The sequence below is a fragment of the Comamonas odontotermitis genome, from assembly GCF_040396735.1.
In the GTDB taxonomy this organism is placed as follows: domain Bacteria; phylum Pseudomonadota; class Gammaproteobacteria; order Burkholderiales; family Burkholderiaceae_C; genus Comamonas; species Comamonas odontotermitis_C.
Map to the genome: position 1 here is coordinate 40302 of NZ_JBEBNZ010000025.1, position 11506 is coordinate 51807.

13 protein-coding genes are annotated in these 11506 nt (G+C 64.1%); 7 read left to right on the forward strand and 6 right to left on the reverse strand.

The window, feature by feature from the left end; translation table 11 throughout:
- The first annotated feature begins 7 nt into the window (after window positions 1–7).
- Window positions 8–208: a DUF2783 domain-containing protein gene (locus tag ACH2DG_RS17430; RefSeq protein WP_395027658.1), complete on the forward strand. Its 201-nt coding sequence runs from the start codon at window positions 8–10 to the stop codon at window positions 206–208.
- Between the two features lie 9 nt (window positions 209–217).
- Here ACH2DG_RS17430 and ACH2DG_RS17435 read toward each other — a convergent pair whose 3' ends face one another.
- From ACH2DG_RS17435 to ACH2DG_RS17445, 3 genes are all read right to left on the reverse strand, one after another.
- Complete coding sequence (locus ACH2DG_RS17435; protein ID WP_395027660.1) at window positions 218–1045, reverse strand: glycine-rich domain-containing protein; 828 nt, start codon at window positions 1043–1045, stop codon at window positions 218–220.
- 89 nt (window positions 1046–1134) lie between these two features.
- Window positions 1135–2598: a sensor histidine kinase gene (locus ACH2DG_RS17440; RefSeq protein ID WP_395027677.1), complete on the reverse strand. Its 1464-nt coding sequence runs from the start codon at window positions 2596–2598 to the stop codon at window positions 1135–1137.
- Between the two features lie 29 nt (window positions 2599–2627).
- On the reverse strand, window positions 2628–3338 hold the full coding sequence (locus tag ACH2DG_RS17445; RefSeq protein WP_395027661.1) for a response regulator transcription factor: 711 nt from the start codon (window positions 3336–3338) through the stop codon (window positions 2628–2630).
- Window positions 3339–3433: 95 nt separating this feature from the next.
- Between ACH2DG_RS17445 and ACH2DG_RS17450 the strand changes: the two genes are divergently transcribed.
- The 3 genes from ACH2DG_RS17450 to ACH2DG_RS17460 all read left to right on the forward strand — a co-directional run bounded on the left by ACH2DG_RS17450 (window position 3434) and on the right by ACH2DG_RS17460 (window position 5262).
- Complete coding sequence (locus ACH2DG_RS17450; protein WP_395027663.1) at window positions 3434–4096, forward strand: cytochrome b/b6 domain-containing protein; 663 nt, start codon at window positions 3434–3436, stop codon at window positions 4094–4096.
- Complete coding sequence (locus ACH2DG_RS17455) at window positions 4093–4875, forward strand: molybdopterin-dependent oxidoreductase (protein ID WP_395027664.1); 783 nt, start codon at window positions 4093–4095, stop codon at window positions 4873–4875. Before ACH2DG_RS17450 ends, ACH2DG_RS17455 begins: the two co-directional genes overlap by 4 nt.
- Window positions 4876–4968: 93 nt before the next feature.
- The gene (locus tag ACH2DG_RS17460; RefSeq protein WP_395027665.1) at window positions 4969–5262 is read left to right on the forward strand and encodes a pentapeptide MXKDX repeat protein; all 294 of its coding nucleotides are present in this window, start codon (window positions 4969–4971) and stop codon (window positions 5260–5262) included.
- A 90-nt stretch (window positions 5263–5352) separates the two neighbouring features.
- Here ACH2DG_RS17460 and ACH2DG_RS17465 read toward each other — a convergent pair whose 3' ends face one another.
- Both ACH2DG_RS17465 and ACH2DG_RS17470 read right to left on the reverse strand, forming a co-directional pair.
- Window positions 5353–5970 (reverse strand): flavin reductase family protein, encoded by a 618-nt coding sequence (locus tag ACH2DG_RS17465; RefSeq protein ID WP_395027667.1) that lies wholly within the window; start codon window positions 5968–5970, stop codon window positions 5353–5355.
- A gap of 78 nt (window positions 5971–6048) precedes the next feature.
- Complete coding sequence (locus ACH2DG_RS17470; protein ID WP_395027668.1) at window positions 6049–7029, reverse strand: Bug family tripartite tricarboxylate transporter substrate binding protein; 981 nt, start codon at window positions 7027–7029, stop codon at window positions 6049–6051.
- Window positions 7030–7314: 285 nt separating this feature from the next.
- Between ACH2DG_RS17470 and argA the strand changes: the two genes are divergently transcribed.
- Window positions 7315–8661, forward strand: a complete 1347-nt coding sequence (gene argA / locus ACH2DG_RS17475) for an amino-acid N-acetyltransferase (protein ID WP_224152066.1) — start codon at window positions 7315–7317, stop codon at window positions 8659–8661.
- 21 nt (window positions 8662–8682) lie between these two features.
- Here argA and bla read toward each other — a convergent pair whose 3' ends face one another.
- Window positions 8683–9573: a class A beta-lactamase gene (gene bla / locus ACH2DG_RS17480; protein WP_395027670.1), complete on the reverse strand. Its 891-nt coding sequence runs from the start codon at window positions 9571–9573 to the stop codon at window positions 8683–8685.
- Window positions 9574–9687: 114 nt separating this feature from the next.
- On the opposite strand from bla, the gene ACH2DG_RS17485 reads away from it, so the two are divergent.
- Together ACH2DG_RS17485 and ACH2DG_RS17490 are read left to right on the forward strand one after the other, a co-directional pair.
- Window positions 9688–10569, forward strand: a complete 882-nt coding sequence (locus ACH2DG_RS17485) for a LysR family transcriptional regulator (protein WP_395027672.1) — start codon at window positions 9688–9690, stop codon at window positions 10567–10569.
- Between the two features lie 173 nt (window positions 10570–10742).
- Window positions 10743–11273, forward strand: a complete 531-nt coding sequence (locus ACH2DG_RS17490; protein ID WP_395027674.1) for a DUF3617 domain-containing protein — start codon at window positions 10743–10745, stop codon at window positions 11271–11273.
- The last annotated feature ends 233 nt before the right edge of the window (window positions 11274–11506 follow it).

Consider the following 11506-nt stretch of genomic DNA (forward strand, 5'->3'; position numbering starts at 1 on the left):
AAAGCCCATGTTTGATACCCAGACGCCCTGGCCGGGCAGCGATGACTTCTACCAATCCCTGCTGGAAGCCCACCAGGGCCTCACCGAAGAAGACAGCCACGCCTTCAACGCCCGCCTCATCCTGCTGCTGGCCCAGCATGTACGCGACAGCGGGGTGCTGCAAGCAGCCCTCGCAGCCGCACGGCTGCCCCAGGGCGCTACGCGCTGAAGATCCGCATCAGTCGCTGCCGCCACCGCCGCAGCCGCTGCCACCACAGCTGCTGCCACTGCAACTGGAGCTGTTGCTGCTGCTGTCACAGGAGCCAGCGCTGGAGCCACTGCTACTGCCGCCATCATCACCGCCCGTGCTGCGCGTCCTGGCACACGACTGATCGCTGGTGTTCCAATCCGGGTTCCCACTGCTGTGACTGTCTGACTGACCCGAGCCCGTACTGCCGCCTGATGCGTCTGCATTGCCAGCAGATGCCATCCTTGCATACTGCACCGCCCAGTAGCGCAGATCGGCTTCGGCAAAGCGCTGCCCTCCTTCAATGCCGCTGTGGACATCCAGTGCAAACAGAAGCGGTATGCCTCCCAGCATGGCCAGTGGCAACCAGCGCTTCGACGCCATTGCTGCATTCCAGGTGGCCTGCATGCGCTCTCGGCCCGCCTCCCCTGCGGCACCTGCCCAAGGGGGCATGTCATGCGATGGAATATGGTGAAACATCTGCCCGAACGCCTGCTGGCAGAACAGCTGGTAGCGTCGCGTATCCAGAATGAAGGTATGCCAGAGCGCATCTGCCAGATTGGAAGGCATCAGCAAGCGCTCGCCAGGTGCCAGCAGATGCATGACGAAAAACTGGCGCAGCGCATGCTCTGCGTGCTTGTAGCCCTCCGCGTCCAGCCTCGGATAGGCGACGCGCAGGGCATCGAGGTAGCGCGGCTGAAATGCATAGGCCTGCACATAGCGCAGACGCTGCTGCCGCAGGCGAGAGCGCCCGACGCGCCTGCGCCACAACACCCCAACGACCAGTGCCACCGCACCTGCCAGCCAGACCAGATACATCCCGAACACCTCTTTGAACAGGTTCTTAGCCTGTTGAAGCCCTTACGCGGGGCCTTCAGCCATCGCCATTGCCCCTGTGCAGGCTGCAATCACCGAAGCACGAAGTGAAAGACCGCTCCGCTGCCGGCATCGGGCACCAGCCGTATCTTACTGGCATGCAGTTGCAGGATGCGGTGCACGATCAACAGCCCAAAGCCCCCTGCACGTGCGCCCGGCGATGCGGCGTCCATTGCGACCGGGCGCTCGAACAAATGCTTTTTCAAGGCGGACGATACCCCCGGGCCGGTATCGCGCACCGTCACTTCAATGCCTCCGGCCGCATGCGGCTGTAGCCCGACCGTGATCTCGCCGCCGGTTGGCGTGGCACGCACCGCGTTGTCGATCAGGTTCACCAGCACGCGCTCCATCATCGCAAGATCGGCTGTCACCGGGGGCAGATCGGGTGCGATGTCGGCCATCAGGCGCTGCTGCTTGGCCTGCACGGTCAACTCGAACTTCTGGAACACATCCTGCAGCAGATCGGTGAGAAAGAACTGCTCCATGTCCGGCTTGGCCACGCCGTACTCCAGCCGCGCGAGCTCGAACATCTCCTGCGCAAGGCGCCCGACCTTGCGGCTTTGCTCCAGTGCAATGTCAAGGTAGCGGCCCTGCTCGTGCGGCGCCAGCACCTCGGATTTCATGCGCAGCGTCTCCAGATAGCCGTGCAACGACGTCAGCGGCGTGCGCAGATCATGCGACAGATTGGCAAAGAGTTCGCGGCGCTGCTCGTCCTGCTGCCTCAGTGCCTGCCATTGCTCTTCGGTGCGCTCAGCGAGCCGCTCGAAACTCTGGCTCAGCAAGGCCATCTCGCCGCCGCCACGCGCCGCGCGGTGCAACAAGGGCCTGGCCTGCGGCAGCCACGACAGGCCCTTGGCCTCCAGCCCGCGCACACCATCGGTGAGCGCGCGCAGGGGCCGCGTGATGAGGCGGAACGCCGCCAGCCCCGCGACTGTGCCGAGCAAGGCGACCAGCGCCATCGACCACAGCATGGCGTTTGCCGCGCTGCCCGCATTCACACGCGAGGCCAATGTCTCGCGGTTCTCGCCCTGCAAAATCACGTATACATAGCCTGCGTCCCGCCCCGCCAGTTGCAGCGGCGCCGCGCTGAACACCTTGTGGCCCTGGGGACTGCGTGGATCGTCACCAAACACCGGCAATGCATTGCCAGCCAGCAATCGGCGCACCGGTGCAAGATCGACCTGCTGGCGCTTGACGGCGCCTTCCGGCGCCGAATACGACTGGATGCGGCCCGCCGCATCGAGCAGATAGACTTCGACACTCGGGTTCACCGCCATGAGTTTGTCGAACAGCCCGCTCACTGCGGTGGGGTTGAAGCCCTGCGGCTCCATCAGCTCCGGATACAGCGCAATCTGAGGCGCAAGGTCCAGCGACAGGCGCTGGATGACTTCCTGCTCATGGCGCTCGCTGCCGCGCATCTGCAGGGCAACCGACGCCGCGCAGCAGGCCAGCAGCAGCACAACGAATACGAAAGACAGGCGCTGCGACAGCGACATGCGCTGCAGGCGCCGCGACAGGCTTGCAATCACAGGGCTTCCTCCGCGAGTTTGTAGCCACGGCCCCAGACCGTGAGTATTCGCCGGGGATCGGCCGGGTTCTTCTCGATCTTGGTGCGCAGGCGGTTGATATGCGTGTTCACGGTGTGCTCGTAGCCATCGTGCTGGTAACCCCAGACCTGGTTGAGCAGATCGAGCCGTGAAAACACCTTGCCAGGCTGGCGGGCAAAAAAGTACAGCAGATCAAACTCGCGCGGCGTGAGCTCGACCGCTTTGCCATCCACCCGTGCCTCGCGCGCAATCGGGTCGATGCTGAGACCACCCAGCGCCAGCACGCCGGCTTCCAGCCGCGCGTTGCGTGCCAGCGCATCGCTGCGCCGCAAGAGCGCCCGCACGCGGGCCACCAGCTCCATGACAGAAAACGGCTTGGCCAGATAGTCGTCGGCGCCCAGCTCCAGCCCCAGGATGCGATGCACCTCGCTGGAGCGCGCGCTCGTGATGATGATGGGCACGTAATAGGCCATGGCCCGCGCGCGCCGGCAGATCTCGAGGCCATCCACGCCGGGCAGCATCAGGTCCAGCACCAGCGCATGCCAGCCGCCTCGCTCGACGGCGGCCAGGCCCAGGCGGCCATCTGCCACATGCTCGACCTCGAAGCCCTCGTCGCTCAAGTGCATGCGCAGCAGCTCGGCGATGTGTTCATCGTCTTCGACGATCAGAATGCGTTTGGGGGTGTCCATCGGCCCATTCTCTCGCAGAAGGGCGCGGGCAAGTATCACGATTTTTTGAACTTTTGGTGAGGACTTCGGGAACAGGCGCGCCGAACAATGTGCCCATGCCAAAGCACATCCCATCAGCCTCACCCCCTCATCACAGGCCACTGCAGCCACTGTGGCTGCGCGTCACCCACTGGCTCAATGCCGTGGCCGTGTTGGTCATGGTGATGAGCGGATGGCGCATCTACAACGCCTCGCCCATTTTTGGTGATTTCCGCTTTCCCGCAGGCATCACCCTGGGAGGCTGGCTGGGCGGCGCGCTGCAATGGCATTTTGCCGGCATGTGGCTGCTGGCCCTCAATGGCCTCGCCTACCTGCTGCTCAACCTGCTTACCGGCCGCTGGGCGCGGCGCATGTTTCCCGTCTCGCCGCGCGGCGTGCTGCGCGATGCATGGCTTGCACTGACGGCGCGGCTGTCCCATGCGGACCTGGGTCACTACAACCAGGTGCAGCGCGCGGCCTATCTGTTTGCCGTGGCAGATCTGGTGCTGCTGGTGGTGAGCGGCCTGGTGATCTGGAAGTCGGTGCAGTTTCCGCTGCTGCGCGAGCTGCTGGGCGGCTACGAGATGGCGCGGCGCATTCACTTCATAGCCATGGCCTTGCTGGTCGGCTTCATCGCGGTGCACATCGCCATGGTCGTGCTGGTGCCGCGTTCGCTGCTCACCATGCTGCTGGGCCGCTCCACGTGGCAGCGCACGGCGCAGCAGGAGAGTGCAGCATGAGCCCATTCATCTGGCAACGTAATAACGCGAACGCCGTTGTGTCCGAGGCAGGCAAACTGATCTCCAGGCAACTGCCACAGGATGCACGCAGGCAGTTCCTCAGGCGCGGGCTCACGCTGGGCGGCCTTGCCTTGCTCAGCGGCTGCCGCATCGACGACAGCGCTACGGCCGAAGCCGCGCTCACGCGCATCTCCCGCGTCAACGATGCCGTGCAGGGCTGGCTGTTCGACGGCTCGCGCCTTGCGCCGACCTACCCCGAATCGATGATCACGCGCCCCTTCCCGTTCAACGCCTTCTATGCCGAAAGCGAGGTACCGCGCGTGGATGCGGGCAGCTACCGGCTGGAAGTTACCGGCCTCGTCGCCGACAAGCGCCGCTGGCAGTTGCACGAACTGCGCGCCCTGCCCCAGCACAGCCAGGTGACGCGCCACATCTGCGTGGAAGGCTGGAGCGCCATCGGCAAGTGGGGCGGCCCGCGTTTTGGCGATTTTCTGCGCGCCGTGGGCGCCGATCTGAGCGCGCGCTACGTTGGCTTTCAATGCGCCGACAACTACTACACCAGCATCGACATGGCCACGGCCCTGCATCCGCAGACGCTGCTGGCCTTGGACTGGGACGGACAGCCGCTGCCGCCCCGTTATGGCTTTCCGATGAAGCTGCGCATGCCGACCAAGCTGGGCTACAAGAACCCCAAGCACATCACGGCCATCTTCGTGAGCAACACCTACAACCGTGGCTACTGGGAAGACCAGGGCTACAACTGGTTCGGCGGCAGCTAATGACTGCCAGCGTTTCCGTTTCCCCACGGCACATGCCGTTTTCTCCCCACGGCTTCTGCCGTTTCCTGCAACCTCAACTTTGAAAGTTCCATCATGAAAAACGCATTCACCACCACTGCACTCTCTTTTTGCCTCGCCTTGGGCGCTGCCTCCGCCTTCGCAGCCGACCCGATGGCCAAGGACACCATGGGCATGGACAAGCCATCGGCCATGGAAAAGGATGCCAAGCACAAGGATGGCATGGGCAAGGACGCCATGAAGAAGGATGCCATGGGCAAAGACGCCATGTCCAAGGACGGCATGGGCAAGGATGCCATGGGTAAGGACGGCATGAAGAAGGACGCCATGGGCAAAGACGCCATGTCCAAGGACGGCATGAGCAAGTAACCCCGGGGCCTTGGCCAGAACGGCGCTATCGCAGCGATCCGCTCTGGCTGAACAACACCGCCGCCGCGCCTCGGCCGGGCTCAAGGCCCATCACGGCTGCGACGGCACCACCACCGCTGCGCCCGTCGCGTAGAAGTGCCCACCTGCCACGTAATGCAGGGTGCGCAGCTCGGGCGGAGCGGTCTCGAACATCCAGTGGCCGTTGGCAAACACACGGCTATCGGCCCAGGCACCCGTCACCTCGCCAATGAACAGGTCATAGGCCTGCTGGTTGTGGGGCTCGGGGAGCAGGCGGCATTCCAGCCAGGCTGCGCAACCAGCAACCAGGGGCGTGCCATGCCCAGGCGCGGCGAACAGCTGCACGCCCGATTGCGCCAGCTTGCCCAGTTGCTGCAGGGCGCTGACTGTACCCAGTTCCACCGTCATGGCAGCCTGCGGCACCGTGGGCAATTGCAGCGCAAAGCGCCCACTGCCTTCCACCAGCGCCCGGGTTCTGGTGGCCTTGTCCAGCACCACGGTCACCTTGGGCGGGCTGAAATCCAGCGCGCACGCCCAGGCGGCCGCCATCACATTGCATTCGCCCGCGTGCTGGGCAGACACCAGCACCGTCGGCCCGTGGTTGAGCAGCCGGTAGGCCTTCTCCAGCGGAACGGATTGAAAATAGGACTCAGCGCCCGACTGTTGTGCGGCACCTGCTATTGAATTCATAGTTTCACACTGCTTTCAGATCGCCCTATTGTGCAGCGCAGAACCCTCCGGCCTCACCCGGCCTGGGGGCGCCCTGGGTCAGATCTTGATATCCGCCGCCTTGACCACCTTGGCCCATTTGTCCATTTCGGACTGCAGGCGCCTGGCCATGTCCTCGGGTGAGCCGGGGTCGGCCTCGGCGCCCGCCACGTACAGGCGCTGCTTGACCTCCGGGTCCCGCATCACCTTGTTGAAATCGGTGTTGATTTTGGCAATCACGTCCTTGGGCGTGCCTGCCGGTGCAAACAGGGCGGCCCACGAGTACGCGTCGTAGCCGGGCAGGCCCTGCTCTGCAATGGTTGGCACATCGGGCAGCAGCGACGAACGCTGGGGGCTGGCCACGCCCAGCACCCGCACCTTGCCGGTCTTGATGTGGGGAATGGCAGACGGCGCGTCGCTGAACATCATCGCCACCTGGCCACCCAGTACATCGGTCATGGCAGGCGCACTGCCCTTGTACGGAACATGCAATAGCTTGGTGCCTGCGTGCATGTTGAAAAGCTCGCCCGCGAGGTGCGTGCCACCACCATTGCCGGACGAGGCAAAGCTGAGGGTGCTGTCGGGCTTTTTGGCCAGGGCTATCAGCTCTTTCACATTCTTGGCCGGCACACTGGGGTTGACGACCAGGAACACCGGGAACATGGCGGCAAAGCTGATGGGCGCAAAGTCCTTCTGAATGTCGTAGCCCAGCTTGGCATGCAGCGAAGGATTGACCGAATGGTGGATGGCGCCCACAAACAGGCCGTAACCGTCGGGCGCTTGCTTGGCGGCCACTTCGGCACCTACGATCCCGCCGCCGCCTGCGCGGTTGTCAACAAAGGTGGCCTGGCCCCACAACTGCCCCAACGGCACGGCAAACGCCCGCGCCGTGGTATCCACCGGCCCACCGGGCGGGAACGGCACGATGAATTTCACCTGCTTGCTGGGGTAATCCGCCGCGTGCGCCGCCTGCCAGGGCAGCGCAGCAGCTAGGGGCGAGGCGCCAAGGGCCAGCAGCTGGCGGCGATTGAGGATAGCCATGGTTTGTCTCCGGTTCTGGTTTTTCAAAACCGCCATCATCGGGGCAGGCCCGCGCTTTGTGTGCGCCGTGCCGTTTGCGTTTGCCAAACCTCCACTTCCGCAGGGCGAAAACGGCGTATCGCATAGGCTACAGTTTTTCCGCCATTTCAGTGGCACAAAGCGTGGCGCTTGTGCACGCGGGGCCTGGGTTTGTATAACAATAGCGGCCAACGAATGTGTTGACGAATTCCTGCAGGTTCCCGTGCAGGCCAGGTCACTTGCCACCGAGATACTCCACGCCACCCAATGTCCGCTGTATTCAATTTCACCTTCGTGCCCTGGTTCCGCTCAGTGGCACCCTATATCCACAAGTTCCGCAACCAGACCTTTGTGGTGGGGATCACCGGTGAAGCCATCGCGGCAGGCAAGCTGCAATCGATTGCGCAGGATCTGGCGCTGATCCAGGCCCTGGGGGTCAAGATCGTGCTGGTGCATGGTTTTCGCCCGCAGGTGAACGAACAACTGGCCGCCAAAGGCCATGCCCCCCGCTATTCACACGGCATACGGGTGACCGATTCCGTCGCACTGGACTGTGCCCAGGAAGCCGCAGGCCAGCTGCGATTCGAGATCGAGGCCGCTTTCAGCCAGGGCCTGCCCAATACGCCCATGGCCGGGGCCACGGTGCGCGTCATCTCCGGCAATTTTGTTACCGCGCGCCCCGTCGGCATTGTGGACGGCGTGGATTTCATGCATTCGGGCCTGGTGCGCAAGGTCGATGTCGGCGGCATCCACCGCACGCTCGACATGGGTGCCATGGTGCTGGTGTCGCCCTTTGGCTTTTCGCCTACCGGCGAGGCATTCAACCTGAGCATGGAAGAAGTCGCCACCCGCATTGCCATCGAGCTCAAGGCCGACAAGCTGATGTTCCTGACCGAGGTGCCGGGCATCCGCCTCAAGCCGCTGGAGCCTGAGGGCGAAGACAACCCGATCGATACCGAGCTGCCGCTGGACGTGGCGCAAAAGCTGCTGGCCGAACTGCCGCCTGCCACCCTGCCCACCGATGTGGGCTTTTACCTGCAGCACTGCGTCAAGGCCTGCAAGGACGGCGTGGAGCGCAGCCACATCCTGCCGTTTTCCACCGATGGCGCGCTGCTCCTGGAAGTGTATGTGCACGATGGCATCGGCACCATGATCATTGACGAGCGCCTCGAAGAGCTGCGCGAAGCCAAGCCCGACGACGTGGGCGGCATCCTGCAGCTGATCGAGCCCTTTGAAAAGGATGGCACGCTGGTCAAGCGCAGCCGCACCGAGATCGAGCGCGACATTTCCGCCTACACCATCATCGAGCACGATGGCGTGATCTTCGGCTGCGCGGCGCTCTACCCCTACCCCGAGGCACAGACGGGCGAAATGGCAGCCGTGACCGTTTCGCCGCAAAGCCAGGGCACGGGCGATGGGGAAAAGCTGCTCAAGCGCATCGAGCAGCGCGCCCGCGCCATCGGCCTCAAGAGCATTTTCGTGCTCACCACCCGCACCATGCACTGGTTCATCAAGCGCGGCTTCCAGCCGGTCGACCCCGACTGGCTGCCCGAGCAGCGCAAGGCCAAGTACAACTGGAGCCGCAAGAGCCAGGTGCTGGTCAAGTACCTGTAGACCTGCCCACGCTCCCCGGTGTCAGCCCCATTGCTGGACGATCTGCGCCGCAACGCTGGCCAGCGCCGCATCGCGGGCCGGGGGTTGTGCCTTGGTGGCGGTCAGAAAGCTGGCGACCAGTATGGGCGCGCCGCCGCCGGGTGGCCAGAGCAGGCCCACGTCATTGCGGGTGCCCGGGCCTGCGCCGGTCTTGTCGGCCACCGTCCAGCCCTTGGCGCCTGCGCGCAGGCAGTTGTCCCCGGTCTTGTTGGCCAGCATCCAGTCCACCAGCTGCTTGCGCCCGGCCACGCCCAGTGCGCGGCCCAGGGTGAGCGCACGCATGCTGGTCAGCATGGCCTCCGGGCTGGTGGTGTCGCGCACGTCGCCCGGGCGCGACTCGCTCATGGCGGGTTCAATCCGGTCGAGCCTCGTCACCGTATCGCCTAGGCTGCGCATGTAGCGGGTAAAACCCGCCGGCCCGCCCACACGGTCCAGCAGCAGGTTGGCCGCCCCGTTGTCGCTGATGGTCATCACCGCATCGCACAGTTGCGCCACCGTCATCGGCGATATGCCGGCGTGCTTTTCCGTCACCGGCGAATGCTCGACCAGGATGGAGCGGTCAAACCGCACCTCGGCGTCGAGCCGCTCGCGCCGCACATCGACTTCGGACAGCACCTGCCCTGCCAGCAGCATCTTGAAGGTGCTGCACATCGGGAACCGCTCACCCTGCCGCCAGCCCAGGGATAGACCTGAGCCCGTGTCCAGCACCGCCACGCCCAGGCGCCCACCCACGCGCTGCTCGATCGCCTGCATGGCGCTGGTGAAACTGCGTTGCGCCTCACTGACTGCCGCCTTGGGCGCCGGAGACTTTCCATGCGCTGCAGCCACCATGCCGGCACTGCCGATAGCCAAGAAAAACTTTCTTCTTTTCATGATCTTCAATCCTTAAAATCAGTCATTCGTTGTGGATGGCGTGAATTTATAAGGAATGTGCCGCTTTGACCAACGATGAAAACCAAGAAGAACCCATAGAAAAACTTATACCCAATGCACTTACCGCTGAACGCATTGCGCGCCTTCGAAGCCGCCGCCCGCCACCTCAACCTCACGCGGGCTGCGCTGGAGCTGCACGTCACCCAGGCAGCGGTGAGCCAGCACATCCGCCAGCTGGAAGAACAGCTGGGCAAGCCCCTGTTTCGCCGCCTGCCGCGCGGCCTGGCGCTGACCGACGAGGGCCTGGCCCTGGTGCCCGTGGTCAGCGGCGCATTCGGCAGCCTTGCCCGCGCACTGGAGCAGGTGCACGACAGGCGCCCGCGCGAGGTGCTGTCGGTCGGCGTGGTCGGCACCTTTGCCGTCGGCTGGCTCCTGCCCCGCCTGCGCGCTCTGCAGGAAGCCCACGCCTTCATCGACCTGCGCATCTTCACCCACAACAACCGGGTGGACCTGGCCGGTGAAGGGCTCGATTGCGCCATCCGCTTTGGCGATGGTGCCTGGCATGGCACTGCAGCCACCTTGCTGCTGCACGCCCCGCTCACGCCCATGTGCGCCCCGGCCATTGCCGCACGCCTTTCCCAACCCGCCGATCTGGCCCGCGAAACCCTGCTGCGCTCGTACCGCGCGGGCGAGTGGAACGACTGGTTCCGCCATGCCGGCATGGAATGCCCGGCACTGCGCGGCACGGTGTTCGATTCGTCGCTGACCCTGGCCGAAGCCGCTGCCCAGGGGCTGGGCGTGGCCCTGCTGCCCATGCGCCTGTTCTCCCGCGACGTGCAGGCAGGCCGCCTGATCGCCCCTTTTCCGCAGACGCTGGACACCGGCAGCTACTGGCTGACCCAGCCCAAGGCACGCACGCCGTCGCTCGCCCTGCAGACTTTCGAAACCTGGCTGCAGCAGCAATGCCTGCAGGGCAATGAATCGCATGGCACTTAAAACCTCCCCGGAAAGCGCCGCAAATTCAGTTACAGTCAGCTCAGCCCGCTCCCCTCTCCTACACGAGAGGCGGCACTCGTCAGACAGAGTGCTGCCAGCGGGTCTCCTAGGATCAAGACATAACACCCTAGCAAAAACATCCCCTGCGGGATGGCTCACATTGAGAGGATCACATGCTACCCATCCGCTACACCACTTCCCTGTCGGTCATTGCCGCCGCCCTGCTGGCTGCAGGCTGCGCCTCCACCGGCGGTATCGAAGACCTCCCCCGTCCCAAGTCCGGCCACTGGCAGGTCAGTTCGACCGACCAGACGGGTGACACCGTGACGTTCCAGGACTGCATGGACAAGGACACCTTCTACAAGACCCGCGAGCTGCAAAAGGCCAAGCACGACGTCCAGCAATGCCAGACCGGCAGCAACAAGGACAGCAATGGCTGGCAGTTCACCTCCAACTGCAAGGTCGGCCAGACCGAACAGCGCATCGAAACCAGCCGCAAGATCACCGGCGATTTCCAGACCAACTTCCATGTGCTCTCGGTCACCAAGCAGCAGATGCCCGACGGCCAGATCGTCGAGACCACGCGCAACATCAAGGGCGAATACATGGGCGCCTGCCCCGCTGGCATGAAGCCCGGCGACCGCATGTTCCCGGATGGCAACAAGATCAACTTCTACGATATCACCGGGCTGCAGGCCAAATAAGCTGCCAGTACGCACGCGCACCCAAGCCCGGCCCTGCCGGGCTTTTTCGTTGCCGTCAACTGGCAATGAAAGCCCGTTCGATGCAGCGCAAACCAGTGGCAGATAGCGCGGCAGACCGGGCGGCTTTTAAACCATGCAAACCACCCCAGCACGGCCCGGGCGCTATCATCTTGGCCCCATGTCCCAGCAATACCTTACCGCCGCGCTTTACCAGTTCATCGATTTGCCAGAGT

Bases quoted from the DNA above. Each gene is read 5' to 3' on its own strand.
- ACH2DG_RS17430 (WP_395027658.1), top strand. From the start codon at position 8: ATGTTTGATACCCAGACGCCCTGGCCGGGCAGCGATGACTTCTACCAA.
- ACH2DG_RS17435 (WP_395027660.1), bottom strand. From the start codon at position 1,045: ATGTATCTGGTCTGGCTGGCAGGTGCGGTGGCACTGGTCGTTGGGGTG.
- ACH2DG_RS17440 (WP_395027677.1), bottom strand. From the start codon at position 2,598: ATGTCGCTGTCGCAGCGCCTGTCTTTCGTATTCGTTGTGCTGCTGCTG.
- ACH2DG_RS17445 (WP_395027661.1), bottom strand. From the start codon at position 3,338: ATGGACACCCCCAAACGCATTCTGATCGTCGAAGACGATGAACACATC.
- ACH2DG_RS17450 (WP_395027663.1), top strand. From the start codon at position 3,434: ATGCCAAAGCACATCCCATCAGCCTCACCCCCTCATCACAGGCCACTG.
- ACH2DG_RS17455 (WP_395027664.1), top strand. From the start codon at position 4,093: ATGAGCCCATTCATCTGGCAACGTAATAACGCGAACGCCGTTGTGTCC.
- ACH2DG_RS17460 (WP_395027665.1), top strand. From the start codon at position 4,969: ATGAAAAACGCATTCACCACCACTGCACTCTCTTTTTGCCTCGCCTTG.
- ACH2DG_RS17465 (WP_395027667.1), bottom strand. From the start codon at position 5,970: ATGAATTCAATAGCAGGTGCCGCACAACAGTCGGGCGCTGAGTCCTAT.
- ACH2DG_RS17470 (WP_395027668.1), bottom strand. From the start codon at position 7,029: ATGGCTATCCTCAATCGCCGCCAGCTGCTGGCCCTTGGCGCCTCGCCC.
- argA (WP_224152066.1), top strand. From the start codon at position 7,315: ATGTCCGCTGTATTCAATTTCACCTTCGTGCCCTGGTTCCGCTCAGTG.
- bla (WP_395027670.1), bottom strand. From the start codon at position 9,573: ATGAAAAGAAGAAAGTTTTTCTTGGCTATCGGCAGTGCCGGCATGGTG.
- ACH2DG_RS17485 (WP_395027672.1), top strand. From the start codon at position 9,688: ATGCACTTACCGCTGAACGCATTGCGCGCCTTCGAAGCCGCCGCCCGC.
- ACH2DG_RS17490 (WP_395027674.1), top strand. From the start codon at position 10,743: ATGCTACCCATCCGCTACACCACTTCCCTGTCGGTCATTGCCGCCGCC.